The sequence below is a fragment of the Kineococcus gurbantunggutensis genome (assembly GCF_050871925.1).
Taxonomy (GTDB): domain Bacteria; phylum Actinomycetota; class Actinomycetes; order Actinomycetales; family Kineococcaceae; genus Kineococcus.
Genome location: NZ_JBJLSG010000008.1, coordinates 34,609 through 52,444, shown reverse-complemented (window position 1 = coordinate 52,444; position 17,836 = coordinate 34,609). Strand labels below are relative to the sequence as shown.

Sequence of the window (17,836 nt, the reverse complement as noted above, 5' to 3'; positions counted from 1 at the left end):
CACGGCGGTGAGAAGGCTCAGTGCGGTGGCAGTGACGGTGACGGTGGCAGTGGTATAGGGGACCTCGGGGCTCGCCGGACCCGAGGTGACAGTCGCAGGACGCGATGCGGACCGCATCGGGCACGCCGGAGTGGCCAGCAGGGCGGCGCGGGAGAGTTCGGGTGGGCGCTGTGCGCGCGCCGGCGCCGGGGACGGCGAGGAGCACGGGTGGAGCACGGCAGATCTAGTGCAGCGGCACGTACACACCGGCCACGATCACGGCGCCGAGCAGGGCTCCGACGATGACCTGGCCGGTGGTGTGGTCGCGCAGGCGCACTCGAGCCCAGCACGTCAGGGTGATCACCACTGCGCCGACGAGGGCGGCAGGGGCTCCGAGGACGTCGGTCAGGACGACCAGCGAGCCGCCCATGCACCCGGCGTGGACGGAGATCTTCCACCAGACGTTGATGAGCACGAAGGGCGGGATGGAGGCGATGATCGCGACCAGGACGACGAGGAGCTGCGTGGGCGCTGCCCAGGTGCGCAGGAGCAGCAGTCCGAGCACGCTGGTGCTCAACCCGAAGAGGATCGGCACCAGGCGCTGGTGGCGCAGCCGGATGTGCCGGTCGCTCCAGCGGCCCAGGCGCACACCGAGCAGCACGAAGGCGTAGGGCACCACCGCGGTGAACATGCCGGTGAGCACCGCCCAGCGCAGCGCCTGAGCGGCGCTGGAGGTGACGTGCCAGGCCACGACGAGCTGGGTGGCGAGCATGACCCAGGGCGGGGCGAAGACGTCGGAGAGCACCACCGCGGCTCGCGTCGACCAGGTGGGTGCGCTGGTGGAGGTGCCGGTGGCGTCAACGGACACTTCGAGCGCCCTTCGCCCTCGCCCCAGCAGAGCGCACGTGGCGCTGCGCGTGGTTTCGCTCGTGCTGGACGACTTCGGCCAGGTCGACGGCCTGCGGGTAGACAGCTGCGAGGCGTTGCAGCATCGGCCCGTCATCGTGCTGGGCGGGCGCTGAGGGGGCGGAGGGTTCCCGGCCGTCGAGCTTGCGCCGCCGGGCCAGCTCGATGCGGGTGGCCAGCAGCAGGGCCTCGTCGTCGCGCTGAGCGTGCAGCAGCCGGCGGGCGTGGGCCTCGTCGTCCTCGTGCATCCACTCGGTCAGGTCGCTGATGCCGTCGCTGATCTCCCGCTCGCGCCGCAGCAGGCGTGCCCGGGGGTTCAGCACCACCAGCCCCGCGCTGGAGGACGGGCTGGCTGCGCGCAGCGCGCGCGCCATGTCACGCAGCAGGCTCGTGCGCGTCAGGTTCGCCGTGCGCTCCAAGTGCGGCAGCAACCACGACGGCGGAGAGGTGTTGCGGCTGCGCCACTGGCCGTAGCAGATCGCGGTGAACGCCACGACCAGGGCGAGGTTGCCGACGTTGGCCGTCGCTGCGCTGAGGACAGCGCCGTTCCCCGAAGCCAGCACCGCGCCCAGGACCCGGCTGAGGCCGTAGGTGATCGCCCCGGCACCACCGATGGCCAGGACGCTCATGCCAGCGCGCTGAGCGGTGGGCTCACGGGTCTGGTGCCGAAAGCGCAGCGCCTGTCGGGTGAAGGCGAGCGCGGAGTTCAGGAAGTACCCCATGAACACCAGCCAGTAGATCAACCCGCTGTGGCCACCCAGGCCGTTGTCGCGTTCGAGCATGGCGCTGGGGTCGTTGTTGACGTGGAAGCAGACCTGCAGGAGGAGCGCGACCACCAGCCACCGGCGCGAGATCCACTCCGAGACACTGCGCAGCCGGTAGCGCGGGGACGTGCCGGCGAGCAGTTCGGCTTGCACCATGGCCTGCCGGATGGGTACCAGGCCGACCAGGTGCTTGACGTGGTCCGTCACGCCGGGCCGGCCGGTCGCGCTGTCCAACGCCCGGGTGATCGGCTCCAAGCTCAAGGTCAACGCGATCGCTGCGGCACCGATCACCCACAGCAACCGCAGGGTGTTGTCCTGCCGGCGCGTGCGCGGCTCACCGCTGCGCCGCGCGCGCAGCACGAGCGAGAGGAGCCAGGCGGCCGTCACCCAGCACAGCAGGGCGATGCACAGCCGCGGGATGCTCACGCCTGCTCCTCCTCGATGCCGAGCATGGCGCGCACCCGCACGCCGGCGAGCGCCGAGGACGGCGAGCGGGGAGCGGAGACCTGCATCGGTCGCAGGCGCATTCCCAGGTGGGTCGCCAGCAGTTCGGCGTCTCGTTCAGCGGGGTCGCGCCACTCACCGCGCGCCAGGATCGACTCAGCTGGTGCCGGCTCGGTGGCCAGGATGCGCCGCGCGGTGGCGGCGGAGACGCCTTGCAGGTGGTGGTTCAGGCCGCACTGGTGGTCCAGGAGCATGTGGGCCAGCTCGTGCAGGATGTTGTGCGCCCGGCCTTCGTGCCAGGCCGCCTCGTCGACCAGCAGCAGGTCGTGATCGCTCCTGCGCAGCCAGGCAGCGCGTGCGTCGTCCTTGCCGGTGATCGAGCGCACCTGGTGGCGCGAGACGTAGCTGACGATGATCTCGCGCCCCGTGCGCTGCTCGACGACCTCGCGCAGGTCGCTGACGTCGGCGTCGGCGGGCAGCGCCAGGGAGTCAGCCAGGCGGCGGCACCGGGGACTGGCCAGGACGTCTCGTGCGCGCAGGTACAAGCTCAAGGCTCGATCACCCAGGGTGGTCCAGGTGCTGCGGGTGGTGCATGAACGCATGGTCGGGGGGTCTCCATGACTCGACGAACCCGCGCAGTATGCACACGTCCTGGCGAGCGAGCGAAAACTGTGAGACCGCTTCCAAGGCTTCCTAGGGCTGCTCGCGGTCTGTGTCGGTGCCCTCTGCTGGACCGGGGCTTTGGGCCGCGTCGGACGTGCTGGTCGGCTCGCCGTGGTGTCGGGACCCGCGTCGACGCAGGGGGTCCTTCGCCCGCAAGGCCTCCACGGACTCCAGCCCCTCGATGGTTGAGCGCAACACCTTCAGGCCTTCCGTGCTGAGGTTGGTCGCTCGCAGCAGCAGGTCCTCGATGCCCCGCTGACGCATCGTGACCAGCAGCTCCAGTTCCGCGCTCGTGCGGGCAGCCACCTCATCGCCCTCGAGGAAGTACTTCGGGTCGACGCCGAAGAAGGCGGCGATGGCGGTGATCTGGTCGAAGCCGGGGTTGCGGCTAGCACCGGAGCGCAGGCGCGACAGGTGGGACGGCGTGATGCTCACCGCACCGGCTTCGTTGATGCCGTCGGCGACTTCGCGCAGGGAGTACTGCCGGCCACTGGGGTGGCGAACGTGGTCGAACAGTTGATCGAGCCGTGCGGCGAACACCCCTGGGTCATTCGGGGGTGCCATGCGTCCTCCATGCCCGTTGAGGTCACCGTCGTCGTCGGCTCCGACACGTTAGGGCCTCACAGCGGAGCGTGCTGAAGCCTGCCACACACCGGCTGCTGCGACGCTCAACCAGAGTCGTGCATAGATGCACGACAGGTCTATGGTGGTGCATCGTGAGGCACGGCTATGCGCACCCCCTTCCCTCAACCGGTCCCCGGACACGCAGCAGGCCCGTCTCGACGCAGGTCGCAGGTCACCTCCTCGACCCGTCAGCAACCACAGGAAGGTGACGCCCCCTCTCCACCTGCACCACCCAGCGCAGCGGGTGGAGCAGGCCCACCACTCCAGCTCGGCGGCTCACCGCGCCACCAGTCGCCACCTGCACGACGACCCGACCCCAGGAGGAAGGGAGGACCGTGTCCCGCAGCACCACCAGGCCCAGCGCCCACCGCGAGATTGAGCGGTTGGTCGACGAACTGGACCTGCCGACCCCCTACGCGCAGGACACGTGGTTGGAGACAGTCAGCCGTCGCCTGGGCCACCCCATCTACTGCAGCCAGATGCCGCCGAAGCTCCTGCGACTGCTCAGGCTCGTCCACTCCGAGCGCATCACCGGCCTCACCCTCACCTACCGCGACGGCTGGTTGATCCTGCTCAGCGCCGACCTGGACGACCTGCGCCGACACGTGGTGCTCGGCCGGGAGCTGGAGCGCATCTGCTCCGGCGAGGTCCCGGCCGGCGATGACCCCGAGACCAACACCGACGTCTCCCAGGGCCTGTTCACGCTGCTGGGCCTGGTGGAGTCGACGCAGGGCGATCGGCAGCGAGCGGGGACTACGACCTCAGCCACGAACAGTGCGTCGAACGCGCAGGGAGGCCGCTGACGAACAGGTCGCTGGTTGCGCACCTGCGCTGCAGGCTCCAGCACGTACGCGCAGTTGCACGCACGACTGCTCTGACGCCTTCACGACCACGTGGCAGGGCTTCACGAGCTCGCCGGTGCAACCGCCGCGACCGCCTCTGCTTGCCGTGGTGAGCGCACCGCAGCTGCGGCCGCACCAGCTGGTACAGCCGTTCTCCGATCCGGCCAGCGCCCCGCACGCTCACCTGTCGATCCGACGTCCGCGTCTCACGCGGCGGTGGCTGATCGAGCAGTGCCACGAGGCTGCGGATCGCCTCGCCACGCGACTGCCCTGAACGCCCACCGCCTCCTCGAGGACGTGCTCGAGGCCGACGACGAAGCCCCGCTGAGTCCCACTGCGCTGGCTGCCCTACTGCTGGAGATCGCCGGCCAGCTGCACCGCGCGCAGGCAGCACCTCTGGTTCGCACCGGCGCTCTGGCCCACCTGGCACGACGGTGCGCGCACGGCAAGGACCCGAGCCTGCACGAGCGCTGAGCGCGCAGGCGGTGTTCAGCGGACAGGTGCGATTGAGCTGGCAGGCCGCGCAGGTCCTGCCGACCGTGCGTTCACGACCGAGGGTGCTGGCGGTCGGCGCAGGGCCCGGGCCGCAGGAGGCAGCGACCGACGGCACTGCTCGCCGACGGCACCGAAGGCTGCTCCAGAACAGACCCGCAGCCACTGACAGCACCGAACACTAGCAATCTATTAATAAATTCCCTCACCGGTTGCGGTCGTCTTCTACTGACAGTTACCGTACTCGTACCAAGCGGTTCAACCGGGACAGCGACCCGGCCACCACCGCCGAGCCCAGCGACGAGGAAGTGACCCCATGGGTGACGTGGATGCCGTGCTCATCGGCCCGCAGGGGAACCTGCGCTCGGTGCGCATCCCCCGCGATGACGAGCAGTTCCTCCTCGACGGCTTCTTGCAGGTTCTGAAGACGGATGCGGTCGACGTGATCGAAGCGTCGGACGAGGTGGACCTGTGGGTCGAGGTCTCTTGGCGCGCAGGGCCGGCGCTCAACATGGCCGCGACCGCGGCCGTGCAGGCTTTCAACCCGCACCTTCAGGACGTGGTGCCCGTCCACGGTGCTGCGCTGTTCACCAGAGGGCCGGACGAGCACGGCGAGACGCAGTCGCTGTCGGCTTCCAGCCTGGCCGCCGTGCTGCACGTGCTCTCCGTCGTCGAGCGGGTCCGCCACGCCCCTGACGCGAACGCCTGACGCTGCAGTCCCGCCGGTCCCTCGTACCGGCCGTTCGTACCGACCACACCCACCGACCACACCCACCGGCTACCCGTAACGACTGCACGCAACGCTTCGCCGGCGCCGCCTCCCCGAGCCCTCCTCTCCCGAGAAGTCCAGGTGACGTGATGAACGACATTCCCGACCCCCGCCAGCGCTGCACCGGCATCGACGACTCCCCCAGCGCCGCGCGCCAGGCGATCCACCGAGAAACCACCTCGGAGGCGGTCACCGGTGACTCAGCGCACCGGCTGCACACGCGCACCAGCGCCCCTGTGCTCGTCGACGTCGAGCAGAGCGCGGGACTGCTCAGCGCCAGCCTCAACGCGCGCTGGCCGCAGACCTGCTTCACCGTCTCCCCCGGCCGCGGTCGACACTCCGCCCTGCAGCTCCTGCGCGCCGCGCAGAGCCAGGAGAGCGGCACCGTCTGCGCCCGGGGCACCGCCAGCGGTGCGCACCGCGACGCGGTGCGCTGGGACGAGGGCCCGGTGCTGAACATCAGCTGGGTTGACGGCCCGCGCCCCTGCGAGGTCGAGGCGGTGGCCGACCTCTTCCTCGGCCTGGAGCACGACCCCGCCAGCGAGCGCATCTACCTGCGCGAGAGCCTGCTGGCGCGACCACAGGCCGGCACCCTGCCGCGTCTGGTGCGCTTCGAGGTGACCGCGGTGCGCACCGAGCACCGCTTCAGCCGGCAGTACCGCACCGACCTGCTCAGCTGCATCGGCGTGCTGCAGCACGCCACGTCCGTGAGCTCGACCGGTGAACCGGAGCGCGAGCGCGTGGCTCTGCAGACGCCCTGGGGGCCCTTCATCGGTACCCAGGCGCACCTGGTGACCTACCTGGCGGCCTTCCTCACGCCCGTGCAGGCCCGTCAGGCCGCCGGCATGGACCCCACCGACGCCCTCGCCTTCCTGCGGTGGCTGGCGTGAGCGGGCAGCGACGGGGTCCGGTCCGGGTGCGGCCGGGGGCCCGGAGGTGCTGATCACGATCACGCACGCGCCGGGTGCGCAGACCCGTCCGCTGGTGCGCGAGACGCTCGCCTGCTGCGCTCGCGCACTTCTCAGCCGCCGGGAGGACCCCTCGCTGCTGCCCGAGGTGCTCATCGTGGACCGCGAGAGCGCCCCGCCCCCTCCCAGCACCGGCGCCGCTCCCGGTGAGCCCGAGGACGGCTACGTCACCTCGGCGCTGCGCGGCCCGCTGCAGCGCCTGCTCATCACCGCAGGATCACCTCGGGCTCCCGAGGGCCCCGGCGCCAGCACCGCAGCGGTGCGCACCTGGCAGGCGCGCACGCTGGGGATCATGGCGCTGATGGCCGCGCGTGCGGTGGACCTGACCGTGTACCTGCCCGCCGGCGCGCGCCGGCTGCGGGAGCTGACCGAGCCCAGCGCGCGAGACGACCGCTACGCACGACTTCGCCCCGGCACGCGGCCGTGGCGCAGCTGCACGCGCAGCCGGTCGAGCTCGTCGACCACGCCGTCGTCGCCCTGGCCCTGCCCCAGCGCCGGCAGGGCGAGCCTTGGCGCGTGGGCCAGCGCGTGGAAGGGGTCGCCGGCTGCTGGCTTGCCGACTCCCGCAGCTGGGAGAGCACCGCCGGCTTCAACGCCGCCCGCAGCGCGGCCAGCGCCGCGGCGCTGCGCGGACTGGGCGGGCGTCCTGGCGCCGCCGCGCTGGTCGTGATCGAGCGCAGCGGGGCGTGGACCGCCTTCGAGGTGCCGGCGCAGGCTGCGGCGCTGTCCGCGTAAGGGCCGCTCAGCCGCTGCGTGCGGCGGTCGCGGGCACGCTGGGTGAGCGGGACGGGCACTACACTGCGGCTCGGGTGGTGCCCGGACCGACGAAGGCGCTGTCAAGGGGCACGGATCCTGTCGTCGCTGGGAGGACCGTGCACCAGCAAACCGTGAGGGCCCCAGGTGCGGCTCGGCACGGGGTCGAGGGATGCGTTTCGCTGGCGCTCGAATCTCGACTCGCGGCACCTTCGTCGGCCCCGGCACCATCCGTGCCACCGCCCGCTGCACGCCTACGACGAGGACCGACCCCGATGCCTGAGGCCAGCTCCCGGCGCACCCCTGACCCCGCCGCGGTCCAGGCCCACGTCGAGCGCCTCGTCCCCCTGGACGACGAGGCGCTCGCCGGCGGCTTCAGCGACCACTTGTGGTGGCTGACGAGCGTCGTCACCGCGGACGGTGAGCCGGTGCACGACATCTCCGACGACGAGCTCGCCGAGCAGGCGGCCTACCGCACACCGGCGCTGGCGGCGCGGGTTCTGAAGGCCGCGCGTCGGGCGCAGCAGAGCGTGCGCGAGACCGTGCCGCGCCAGGTGGAGGAGGACGAGCAGGCCTGGCAGCGGCGGGTGCGGCGCTACCTCAGCCACCTCGAGCGCGAAGAGGTGATCCTGCAGACGGTCCTCGCCGGTCTGAAGGCGCAGCGCGGCATCCTCATGACACCGCGCAACCCTCGCCGACGCGCTGAGCACCGCCTCGCTCAGCTGAACCTGGCCCAGGACCTCCCCAAGGGCACGATCGTGGAGCTCACTCAGCAGGAGAAGCGCGCCGCCAAGCGACGCTGAGCGCTCGCACCTTCACGGCCGCTGACCAGCGCAGGCCCGGCTCCCGCCTGAGGAGCCGAGCCTGCGGTGCAGCCGATGCGCACCGTCGTGCTCTCCTCACCCGCTGATGGGCTGGGAGCGGGGTGCCTTCTCGTCGTCATCGCTGAGCAGCTCCCGCAGCAGCCAGCGCAGCTCAGCGATGACGCCGTCGTCATCGTCGGAGTCCTCGAGGGCTCCGCTTGCCCGCTCACCGCCGGAGTCGTGCTCCTGGGCTTCTGTCTCGTCGTTCGCGGCTGAGCCGTCAGCCGACTGCTGGGTCGAGGGGCCGGGAGCGTCAGGCAGCAGGGAGGGGTCCGGCTCGCCGATGCGGTACATGAGCACCTTGCCGGCGTGGTCCTCCTCGACTAACAACTCCTTTCACTATGACGGCGGCAGCTTGCGGTAGCAGATCAGCGCGCAGGCCAGCTGCAGCAGCCCCAAGTGTAGATCCGTCGCCACGACGTCACCCAGGTGCTGCCGCTGGTCGATGCCTTGCCGACCGTTCGCGGAGTTCACGGCCGGCCCTGCCTGCGTCCGCGCTACGTCTACGCCGATCGCGGCTACGACCTCGACGTCTACCGCCGCGCACTACGACAATGTGGCATCGTGCCGTGCATCGCCCGCAGGGGCGTCGGGCAAGGCTCAGGCTTCGGGCGCACTCGCTGGGTGGTGGAGCGGATGTTCACCTGGCTGCACCAGTTCAAGCGACTGCGGATCTGTTACGAGGTTCGGGGGAATCTACACGTAGGGCTGCTGCAGCTGGCGTGCGCGCTGATCTGCTACCGCAAGCTGCCGGCGTCATAGTGCAAGAAGTTGTCAGACACCACCGCAGCGCAATCACCCGATCCGCTGCCGTAATTAGATCAGGAGCGTCGATGCGCTCAGGCGGAGGCTCCGCATCGGGGGCAGGGAACGGTGTAAGCGCTCCCGCCTGGATGCCAATCCTTGCGGGGGCCAAGACCTCCGCAACCACAAGACCCAGCGCTCATCATCTTGTTGCCGAGTCGGATAATGCACACTCCCGCCACCATGAACGCCGCACCCGTGGCCGCCGCACCGATGAGCCCCGCGGCGGCATTGAGGGATGGATCTTGCACGGACAAGTACACGCTGGCGAATGCACCCAGGGCCGACAGGAGACCGGCAGCGAAGACGCCGACTCCCACCAGCAAGACGAGACATCCCATGGACGCAGAGCCTTGCGCCTCAGCATCCAGATTTGCTCCTCTCACAGGATTTTTCCGCGCGAGCGCCGTGAGACGGGCCTGCGGGAAGCGTGCTCGAGTGCACTCGAGGCCAACCCAGCGACGACAGCAGACTGCCTCACGCAGGGCTCATCCCTGCTTGGTGAGTCTTCCTTGGAATTCTATTGAGCTGTTGCTCGTGCTCCGGTAGTCGAGGGTCCCGTCGGGGTTGGCCTGCAACGTCACGTACACGGGATCGAGGCACTGTCCGTTCGGCGCCTGCTCGGTGATTCTCTCGATGAGGTCGATGCCGCTCCGGTCGATGCGCACGAGGTTATAGGTGGCTCGACAACCGAGGGTCGGAAACGCACCTTCGCCGGAGAAGGTGCCGGCACCGTCCGAGCGGAAGGTGACGTCGGCGGTCCAGCTGCCGTAGCCGGCTTGTTGGACTTCACCCACCCACCGACCGGAGATTTGCTGGAGCGCCTGCGCCGCGTTCGCCGACTGTCCAGCGCTGATCGGAGCGGTGACCGACGGGTGCGTGTACGACCAGTAACCCAATCCGCCTACTCCTGCAATGGTGGCCACCGAGGTGACCGCGAGGAGGACACCGGCCAGGTGCCGACCTCGCCGGATCGCTCTCGGGATCACGACCGTCACGCCCGCCTCCTGCCCTGGCCGAGGAGCCAGGTGACCGGAGCACTAGGGTCGTCGTTCTTAACTCCGGTGGCCGCTCGACCGCTTCGCCGCACAGTGACCGTGAAGGCATCCAAGGCACTGACCACGAAGTAGTCGGCGTAGGTGAAGCTGTTCTCGATGAGCGCGACCAAGCTTCGTTGACCCCCCACGTCGATGAGCCACCGGCGTGCCGCGGCTGAGTATGCAGCGCGATCCGCAGCATCCGCTTCTGCATGCAGGCTCTCATAGGGATGCGGAACTGACGGCGACCGCAAGAGAGCGTCAGCCTTTGTGATGACTACGGAGACGGAGGCGTCGAACTTCCGCCCGGGCTTCAACTTCAACGCCTCGCGCAATGCTTGGCCGAATCGACTGAAGACGTCCTCTGGTTCCACCACTGATGCCGTGACGTTCTCGAGGACCTCCGACCCGGCGAGCCGGCGGATGCTGTCGAGCGCGAAGGGGTCGATGATGAAGACCACCCCCCTCGTGAGGGCCAGGAAATTGGAGTGGTCGAGGCCGCTGCGGTGCTCGAACCGTTCGCCGGCCGAGTCGTACAAGTAGAGCAGTCGTTTTCGCATCCCTGCACCGCCCAAGTAGACGGTGTAAGCGCGCAGCGAAACGCCGGGCAAGGTGGGGTTGATGCGGTTCAAGCTGGCGTTCTCGAGCGCCTTGCGAGCTGCCACGTATTGCTGCTTGGCGCCCTCGTCGGCGAACTCGAAGATCAAGTCACCATCCGATGACCTGGCCTGTGACTCCAGCCTCGCGGTGGCCGCCATCATGAACACCGTCTTGCCCGCCGCGGTCCCCGCGACGACGGGCACGTGGAACGTCGGCGTGGTGTTGACCTTGGTCGGCAGGGCTGCGTTGCACTGCTCGCGCTGGCACCGCGCTGCTAGTTTCCACTTGCCACCCGCCAGCAGGGTGGGCAACGAGTTCCCGCAGCGGCAGGTACGCCGGAAGACCCCGAGCGTCCCAGGCACCAGGTTCCGGTGCATCGTCGGCCGGTGAGGTGGGCAGTGCGCACACAGGTAGGCGGGTTTGGCGATGCGCTCATGGCAACTGGGACACTCCAGCGTGATCCCGCGGACCCGCAAGGATATGGTTTCCGCGATGCGCAGGACGAAGGCCGTCGTCGCCGCAGCGGCGACCACCAGGAGCAGGACGATCCAGAAGACGATGGAGATCACGGCGGTGAGCAGGCCTGCTGCTGCAGCGCCCGCAGCGAGGCCGACGGCGCCACCCACGATGGGACCGGCGAGGAGAAGCTTCGCGATCTTCGAGTCGTAGCGACCCCAAGCGCTGAGCACCTGCGACATCAGCGCACCACGCTCTCGGTGCATCCACCCGGCTCGCGGGTCGCCGGACGAGCCGCTGGAGAAGACCCGGGCCCACGAGTGACGAGTGGCGGTCTGCACCACGACCTGGTAGTCGCGGAGCACTGGACCGAGGAAGTAGCTGCGGTAGGCCGAATCGTGCCGACGGCGCGGATCGTCGGACGGCTCGACACCAATCCTGTCGATGGGCGCTGAGCCGGCGAAGACGCCCGAGGACGCCGAGGCGTACTCGACGAGCACCAGCACTCCGGCGATCACCGCGGCCACGGCGCCGGCCAGGGGAGCCAAGACCGCGAAGGAGAACCAGAGCACGAGCAGGGCCAGGTAGAGCCCGATGAAGAAGACGATGAGGTAGCCCACGTCAGGCGTCCGTCCTTCGCCGGCGGAAGATTCGGTTGAAGGCGCTCGGTCGCTCGTTCGCCTCTCGCACGGCGCTCCACCAAGCGCTCCACTCCTGATGACCCTGGTCCTGCACCACCCACCGCACGGGGTCCAGCTCCGCCCGCATGCGTTCCAGTGCTTGGCCCACGTCGTCCAGCTCGCGCTTGCGCCGCTGTCGGACCACCTCTGGCAGCGTCCGCTCCACGAGCCGGGCGTCACCACCCTCGGCGACGGCGAAGGTAGCCCACGTGACCGCGATGCGCGCGAGCCGATCAGCCGGCTGCCGAGGTAGCTGCTGCGCGGCGCGGCGCACGTACATTTCAAGGAAGTCCCCAGGCGCGGCTGCGTGGACGCTCGCCAGCGCATCGACGTGGTCGATGGGATCGGGCAGCTGCAGCGTCCAGTCGACCACGGCGCGCAACAGCCACTGGGAGACGTCGACGCCCACGTGGGGGATCAACAGCGACGCTGTCTGCGCCGCTGCGATCGCTGCGCCGGTGTCCGTCGGGGAGCCGCGGAAGTAGGCACCCCAACGAACGGCCTCCACGATGGAGCGCCCCGGCCCCAGCGCCGCGCCGACAGGCTCCTGGAGCAGCTGGTCGGCGAGATCGGCGTCCCCTGGGCTCAAGGCGCCGGCCTTCGCGTCCTCGAGGAGGCGCTGCACCAGCAGGTCAGGCACCGATGTGCGGGCGAGCGTCTGCGTGTCCAGGATCCTGAACAAGCCGACGGCCTCCTCAGCGGTGGGCGGCTCGACCCACAACACCTCCATCCACCGGTCGACGTCGTGCACGGCGGTCCTCGCCGAGCCGCGCCGGACCAGCTCGGCCAGACCCCCGATGCGGCTGAGCTCGCCCGCCGCCACGAGAACGGGGACGACCACGTCCCTCAGAGCTGGTCCCGGCTGGCCGTGCTCGTGCAGGAGCCGGGCAGCTGGCGTTGGCAGGGCGAGCGCGAGCTGGTGCGAGGGCGAGCCGGGGTCTGACAGGACCTGTTCCAGGCGACGACACACGTAGTCCAGCACGGCGTTCCGATGAGGTGAGCCGGCCACCAGGTCGGCCGTGTCCGGTGAGGGGTCCGTCAGCATCGCTGGCAGGTAGGCGGCGTCCACGAGCGCCACCAGTGCTTCAGCAGAGAGGCGCACTTGCGACCGCGTGAGCGTGGTGAGGACGGCGATCGACTCAGCCAGCGTGCCGGTGATCCGCAGCCGGTCCAGCGCCCAGCCACCGCCGACGCGATCCAGCGCGGCGCGGACCGAAGCGGCGTCCTGAGGCGCTGCGACGACTGAGCCTTCGACGGCGCGCTCGAGGAAGTCGCGTGCGTAGACGTCGACCACGCCGCTCGGGAGGTGGTTCCCGGAACGATCGGCCCGGTCGATCACCCGGCCCCACGTGTCCGCGTCCTGCAGAGACCGCTCACCCTCTACAAGTCGCGCCGCTGCTTCCATGGCTGCTCTGCTCGTCTCCGGCGCAAGGCGGCTCTGCGTGAATTCGAGCGCTGACGCGGTGCGGTCTGAATCGCAGGTACCGTCTGCCAGGAGAAGGTGGACGTCGGCGAGCACGTCGAGCTCCTCCGCCACTAGCTCCGAGTGGACGGCCTCAGCGAGGGTGACCAGCTGCTGCACGCGCGCAGGACCGACCGCCCAGGCTTCCGCCACGCAGGCGGCGTACGGAGTGACTGCCGCTTTCGGGTGCTCCCGCGTCAGGTCGATGATCGTTTGAGGGCGGAAGGGATCGTGTCCAACGGTGACGCCGCGGACGGTGCCGATGAGCATGACGTCTGCTTCGAGGGGAGCCGCGCTGAACGTCGTGAAGGTAACCGCCAGCGCCAGGTGTCGCGGCAGTGCGTGGGTCACGGCTGCGATCCACGCGGCGGCCTCATCAGAGGTGGTGCAGACGAGCACGACTCTCTCGCGCGGGTCGACCAGCGCGCTCTGCACGGCGGCCGCGATCGGTGCCAGCATCGAGAGCCGACCACCGCGCAGGAAGCGGTCGACGGCCTCCTGGTCTGCCAGGGACCCCGGCTGCAGGCGGGACAGCGGCGGCAAAGCAGCCGCCGGCGCAGAGCACTGGTCCCACGAGGGTGCGCGCCACGTGTCGATCGGGCGCAGGCCGTCGAAGGCTCTGGTGTCGGTGACGAGCGCGTGAGCGAAGTAGTTGCCCTGGCGACCGGCGAAGTCTTGACCGACGTACCGGCTCTGGTACAGCACGACCTTGCCGTCGACGCACGTGTACCCGAGGCTGACCGGCAGCCGGTCGATCTCCTCAGGTGTCTCGCTCGCCGCTCCGGCAGGAGCGCGGTAAGCGCTCGCCTTGATGGCGGCGTCCTCGAGCACGGGTGAGATCCCGCCGGTGCTCGCGCTGACCTGGAAGCCCCGCCGTCCGTCGGGACCGCTGGCCAGGCTCGTGTAGTGCATCTGGAGGATGGCCACCGTCAGCTCCTCGCCGTGTCGATGAGATGGAATTGAGCGAGCAACCACAGCAAGGGGTCCTCCACCCGCAGCGGGTGGACACCCGACCCCACGAGCTTCCGGCCCCGTGGCTGCGCACCGAGCGCCGAGAAGCCGAAGTAGCGGTACCTGCTGAAGTTGTTCGCCACGATGTTGTCGAACTCCGGGCCGTACCAGCGATGCAGCCACGCCCGCACCTCGTCGTGCACGTGCCTCCCGTCCGATTCGTCGTAGGCCCCGGCGTGCTGGTGGTGGCGGCGCAGCGGTGAGTGGTCGCCGAACGTCGAACCGACGGCGTCCGTCTTGGACAGCGCGATCGCGAGAGGCACGTCGAGGCGCTTCGACGGGGACAACCTGCGCTCCTCGCGCAGCCGCGCTGCCAGCTGGGTCACCACCCTGGACTGCTCCACGACGGGGTTGTCAGGAACGTCAGCGGGGATGCTCCTACCCACGCTCGGTACCTGCAGGGGGTCGACGACGAGGATAATCCCGCGGGCGGAGGTCAGGTAGCGGGCGAGACGTTGCATCTCGGTCGCATCTCGGACATCCTCCCCCGCCGTGTCGAAGAAGGTCAACATCGCCGGCTTCACGCGGTCCCGGCCGAAGACCCCCCTGCCCTGCTGAGGGAACTTCAGGGCGACGAGGACGGGAGCTGGAGCTGCGCTCCTCGACTCCCGGGTCATCTCAGGGGCCTCACCTTCCCGGTAGAGAGGCTGAGCGAAGGTCTCCTCGTAGCGTCGGCGGGAGAGGTCTCCGACAAACTCGGCCGACATGCCGTGGAAGTCGTCGCCGACGCGGTGACGCAATTCGTTCACCAAGACCCCGAAGTAGGTGCTCTTGCCTGCAGAACCTGCGCCGATCAGCGCGACCGTGCTGCCCTGCGTGTGCAGGTAGTCGTACTCGAGGACGGTCTTGCACTTAGGGCACCAGCGGGAGGTCATGGGCTTGTTGCCGTGCGGGCACCGCTCGGCCGCTGAGAAGGTGTCCCCTTCCCTGCCACACTCAACGGGGCAGTGCATGTTCAGCCGCTTGAGCGGGTGCTGCTCGAAGCAGTGGGGGCAGACGATCTGGGCCACGGTGATCCTCGTGTCAGGTGAAGCGCAACTGGTCGGGACGTCGGGGCAGTAGGACGATGGCCTCCGCTGCGGCGTCGACCGCGAACGCGCGCAGGAACAGGGGCTGTCGGTGCTCGGGCAGCTCGAGGTCACCCACGAGCGGTCGCCCGGCCGCGTACGGGCCTGCGCTCTCGAGCACGGCGCACGACGTTCCGTCGGTCACGCTCTGGGGAGGCACTCCAGCTTTGATTACGACGTGGACGGTCGGAAGGACGAGACCGTCGACCGCCTCGACGACGACCTCGTAGCGGGAGCGGGACCACTTCTTCCTCCGGACGTCGTAGTGAACTTCCTGCGGCACAACCACGGTCGCCGTCCGGCGTGGCCCGACCAGGCGGCGGCCTTCGACCTGCGCGACCGGGGCGACCTCGAAGTGATGCTGACCGGCACCGACCTCCAACTGCACCCCGGACTGCTGGTACGTCGCCAGCGTCACCGCTCGTTGCACCGACGTGCTGTCGCCCGCGCCGGTGCCAATGCGGTGATCGATCCGCTGCCACGTGATCTGCACCTCTCCCACGCGCGGGGACCACTCCCACGTCAGGCCCACCGTCGACCCGAACCGGACTGCTTTGAGGCCCTTCACGGGCGGCAGGCTGCGGTTGACCTCGATGGGACGCCCCACCGCTGCCAGGTCGTCGAGCACCGTGACGGGGACGACCCAGTGGCGGCTCGCGTGCCCCGGGATCGACGCTTGCAGACTGGAGCTGCCGGTGGCGCCTACTGCTCGGACGATCGGACCGAGGGAGCGCACTGCAGCGAGGGGGACGACGCGCCCTCGCTCCGTCGACGGGTCCTCAGTGGCCAGACGCACCTCGACGTCCCCGGCAGGAGGTGCTGTCCAGGTGAGGACAAGGAGTTCATCCTGGACCTCGTAGCTCAGGTCCTCGACTGGGACCGGCCGTCGCTGCGCGTGGGCGCGAGCCGAAGCTCCGGCGCTGCGGAGCGCGCCCGATCCGTCCAACGAGTACTCGGCCTGCACGCGGTACTGGTACGTGACGTCATCCCGGACGGAGCGGTCCCGGAAGGCTTCCCCTGTGGGCGCCAGGATGACGACGGGCGCCTCGCGCTCGCCCGCGGACCCGGCTCCGGGATGCCACACGGTGCGCTCCACCCGCACGCCCGACGCGCCCCGCGGCAGGCGCCAGGTTCCCTCGACGAAACCCTGACCACCTCGCACCTCCAGGTGCTCGACGTCCTTGGCCATCAGGACGGGAGCGGCGTGGGCCGCGCTGCGGGATGCGGTGGCGCCCCGCACTGCTACGACGGCGTAGTGCAGCGGCACTCCGGCGGGGGGCGAGGAGTCGGCCGCCTCGTGCGCCGTGACACCGTCGAGCACCACGGTTTCAGCACCTGCGACCGGCCGCCCGCCTGAGGAGCGAACGACGCGGTAGGTGATGTCCCCCGCACGGGCGGGGCTGGTTTCCCACCTGATGAGGACACGATCGCCCTCCACTGTCGCCGCGGCCCGCGGGGGCGGCGCGGGCTGGCAACGAGCCAGGCCTGCGGCCACCTCGGGCGTATCGATCGCACGGCCGGCGTCCAGGTACATCTGGGCTGCGGCTTCCGGGTCGACAGGCTCCAGGGAACGAGCCTTTTGGAGTGTGGCATCGGCCTGCGCTACGCGGCGGCGCAGGTCGTCTCGTCGCCTCACGTCGTCCGCGGACAGCTCCATCTGCCTGTCGAAGAGCTCGAGCGCCTGGCGCAGGTCCTTGGTCTCGACCGCTGCGTCCACCTGGGACTTCCACGAACTCGTAGAGGCGGTGGCGTAGCGCGTCGCGCAGAGCACCGCAAAGCAGAGGTCGTCCAGGTTGGCGGGCAACCCCAGGTCGACCAGGGCTGCGATGACGTCCGGTTGCCGGGTCTCCTCTTGCAGCCGTCGCAATCCGAGGCGGGCCGCGGAGTCGAGCTGCTCAAGGAGTTCTGTGCGCAGGAGACCCGTAAGCGACCCGTCACTCAACCACTTCGCGGTGTTGCTGAGGACTTTCGCCTCGTAAGTGGCCTCCTCACCGCGCCGGTCGCCCTTGGACGCTTTCGTCCGATCCGTCAGCGCTCGCGCGTCGACGCGTACCGTGGAGAACGACTCCAGAAGGTAGGCGCGCAAGGACGCGTACCCCGACCCGGCGCCGGGTGACCGCCTGTTCAAGACGGCCAGCGCCCCTCGGACCTCAGCCCATTCCGTGGGCGTCTTGCTCCGTGCCGGCAGAGCCGTCGGATCCCGGCGCGTCAAGCTCAGTTCGTCGAGCACGGCAGCGACGTCCTCGGCGACGAAGTGCGGCGAGACGCGGGCGACCAGCGCTGCCACCGCGGCCGGCGGCACAGCGGGCAGGCCAGCCGTCTCCACCTGCACGAGCGGCACCAGGTCGCGGCGCCGCTGGAGCACCTGCTGCCGGTGCTGCTCGCGCAGGGCAGGGGTCATCAGCGTCTGCTGAGCGTGGCTGTGCTGCTTACGCAGGAGCGTGGCCCACTCTCCGCCGCCCCGAAGCCCGTTGACGTGCCCTTGCACCTGCTTGAGGGCCTTGGCGACCACCGCCTCGTCGGCCACGTCGACGGGGAGCTGGTAGCACCGGAACAGGTCGTCGGAGGGCCTCCACCCGTGCGCCATCGCCCTTAGCACTTCTTCGCGGTAGCGTTTGGCGTCGAACACCCACTCGTTCACGGTGCGATCAG

16 protein-coding genes and 1 pseudogene are annotated in these 17,836 nt (G+C 69.7%); 7 read left to right on the top strand and 10 right to left on the bottom strand.

Annotated features, from left to right (window positions below; all coding sequences use genetic code 11):
• Window positions 1-223: 223 nt before the first annotated feature.
• The 4 genes from ACRYR7_RS02655 to ACRYR7_RS02640 form a co-directional block, all read right to left on the bottom strand.
• Entirely contained in the window at window positions 224-847 is a 624-nt protein-coding gene (locus ACRYR7_RS02655) for a phosphoesterase PA-phosphatase (protein WP_432570505.1), read from the bottom strand.
• On the bottom strand, window positions 837-2,075 hold the full coding sequence (locus tag ACRYR7_RS02650; protein WP_432570504.1) for a DUF6545 domain-containing protein: 1,239 nt from the start codon (window positions 2,073-2,075) through the stop codon (window positions 837-839). The genes ACRYR7_RS02655 and ACRYR7_RS02650 overlap by 11 nt, the downstream gene beginning before the upstream one ends.
• Window positions 2,072-2,695 carry a hypothetical protein gene (locus tag ACRYR7_RS02645; protein ID WP_432570503.1) on the bottom strand — a complete coding sequence of 208 codons (624 nt, stop codon included), beginning with the start codon at window positions 2,693-2,695 and terminating at the stop codon, window positions 2,072-2,074. The genes ACRYR7_RS02650 and ACRYR7_RS02645 overlap by 4 nt, the downstream gene beginning before the upstream one ends.
• A gap of 91 nt (window positions 2,696-2,786) precedes the next feature.
• Entirely contained in the window at window positions 2,787-3,296 is a 510-nt protein-coding gene (locus ACRYR7_RS02640; protein WP_432570502.1) for a helix-turn-helix domain-containing protein, read from the bottom strand.
• Window positions 3,297-3,763: 467 nt separating this feature from the next.
• Between ACRYR7_RS02640 and ACRYR7_RS02635 the strand changes: the two genes are divergently transcribed.
• The 6 genes from ACRYR7_RS02635 to ACRYR7_RS02610 all read left to right on the top strand — a co-directional run bounded on the left by ACRYR7_RS02635 (window position 3,764) and on the right by ACRYR7_RS02610 (window position 8,007).
• Window positions 3,764-4,183, top strand: coding sequence for a hypothetical protein (locus tag ACRYR7_RS02635; protein ID WP_432570501.1), 420 nt, complete (start codon window positions 3,764-3,766; stop codon window positions 4,181-4,183).
• A 336-nt stretch (window positions 4,184-4,519) separates the two neighbouring features.
• The gene (locus ACRYR7_RS02630; RefSeq protein ID WP_432570500.1) at window positions 4,520-4,696 is read left to right on the top strand and encodes a hypothetical protein; all 177 of its coding nucleotides are present in this window, start codon (window positions 4,520-4,522) and stop codon (window positions 4,694-4,696) included.
• A gap of 343 nt (window positions 4,697-5,039) precedes the next feature.
• The gene (locus ACRYR7_RS02625) at window positions 5,040-5,423 is read left to right on the top strand and encodes a hypothetical protein (RefSeq protein WP_432570499.1); all 384 of its coding nucleotides are present in this window, start codon (window positions 5,040-5,042) and stop codon (window positions 5,421-5,423) included.
• Window positions 5,424-5,572: 149 nt separating this feature from the next.
• Window positions 5,573-6,373: a hypothetical protein gene (locus ACRYR7_RS02620; protein ID WP_432570498.1), complete on the top strand. Its 801-nt coding sequence runs from the start codon at window positions 5,573-5,575 to the stop codon at window positions 6,371-6,373.
• A 501-nt stretch (window positions 6,374-6,874) separates the two neighbouring features.
• A complete protein-coding gene (locus tag ACRYR7_RS02615; RefSeq protein ID WP_432570497.1) occupies window positions 6,875-7,186 on the top strand; it encodes a hypothetical protein in 312 nt (103 codons plus the stop codon).
• Window positions 7,187-7,479: 293 nt separating this feature from the next.
• On the top strand, window positions 7,480-8,007 hold the full coding sequence (locus ACRYR7_RS02610; RefSeq protein ID WP_432570496.1) for a hypothetical protein: 528 nt from the start codon (window positions 7,480-7,482) through the stop codon (window positions 8,005-8,007).
• A 96-nt stretch (window positions 8,008-8,103) separates the two neighbouring features.
• Here ACRYR7_RS02610 and ACRYR7_RS02605 read toward each other — a convergent pair whose 3' ends face one another.
• The gene (locus ACRYR7_RS02605) at window positions 8,104-8,397 is read right to left on the bottom strand and encodes a hypothetical protein (RefSeq protein WP_432570495.1); all 294 of its coding nucleotides are present in this window, start codon (window positions 8,395-8,397) and stop codon (window positions 8,104-8,106) included.
• An 81-nt stretch (window positions 8,398-8,478) separates the two neighbouring features.
• Between ACRYR7_RS02605 and ACRYR7_RS02600 the strand changes: the two are divergent.
• Window positions 8,479-8,829: pseudogene (locus ACRYR7_RS02600) on the top strand (transposase); the annotation flags it as partial.
• Window positions 8,830-9,359: 530 nt separating this feature from the next.
• Here ACRYR7_RS02600 and ACRYR7_RS02595 read toward each other — a convergent pair.
• The 5 genes from ACRYR7_RS02595 to ACRYR7_RS02575 are packed head-to-tail and all read right to left on the bottom strand — an operon-like array spanning window position 9,360 to window position 17,825.
• Complete coding sequence (locus ACRYR7_RS02595; protein ID WP_432570494.1) at window positions 9,360-9,869, bottom strand: hypothetical protein; 510 nt, start codon at window positions 9,867-9,869, stop codon at window positions 9,360-9,362.
• Window positions 9,866-11,584 carry a TRAFAC clade GTPase domain-containing protein gene (locus ACRYR7_RS02590; protein ID WP_432570493.1) on the bottom strand — a complete coding sequence of 573 codons (1,719 nt, stop codon included), beginning with the start codon at window positions 11,582-11,584 and terminating at the stop codon, window positions 9,866-9,868. Before ACRYR7_RS02590 ends, ACRYR7_RS02595 begins: the two co-directional genes overlap by 4 nt.
• Before the next feature lies 1 nt (window position 11,585).
• Window positions 11,586-14,033 carry a GAP1-N2 domain-containing protein gene (locus ACRYR7_RS02585; protein WP_432570492.1) on the bottom strand — a complete coding sequence of 816 codons (2,448 nt, stop codon included), beginning with the start codon at window positions 14,031-14,033 and terminating at the stop codon, window positions 11,586-11,588.
• A 2-nt stretch (window positions 14,034-14,035) separates the two neighbouring features.
• Complete coding sequence (locus ACRYR7_RS02580) at window positions 14,036-15,127, bottom strand: TRAFAC clade GTPase domain-containing protein (RefSeq protein WP_432570491.1); 1,092 nt, start codon at window positions 15,125-15,127, stop codon at window positions 14,036-14,038.
• Window positions 15,128-15,140: 13 nt separating this feature from the next.
• On the bottom strand, window positions 15,141-17,825 hold the full coding sequence (locus ACRYR7_RS02575; protein WP_432570490.1) for a hypothetical protein: 2,685 nt from the start codon (window positions 17,823-17,825) through the stop codon (window positions 15,141-15,143).
• Window positions 17,826-17,836: the final 11 nt, after the last annotated feature.

Excerpts from the sequence above, each read along its gene's own strand:
- ACRYR7_RS02645 (WP_432570503.1), bottom strand. The coding sequence starts at position 2,695 with ATGCGTTCATGCACCACCCGCAGCACCTGGACCACCCTGGGTGATCGA.
- ACRYR7_RS02620 (WP_432570498.1), top strand. The coding sequence starts at position 5,573 with ATGAACGACATTCCCGACCCCCGCCAGCGCTGCACCGGCATCGACGAC.
- ACRYR7_RS02610 (WP_432570496.1), top strand. The coding sequence starts at position 7,480 with ATGCCTGAGGCCAGCTCCCGGCGCACCCCTGACCCCGCCGCGGTCCAG.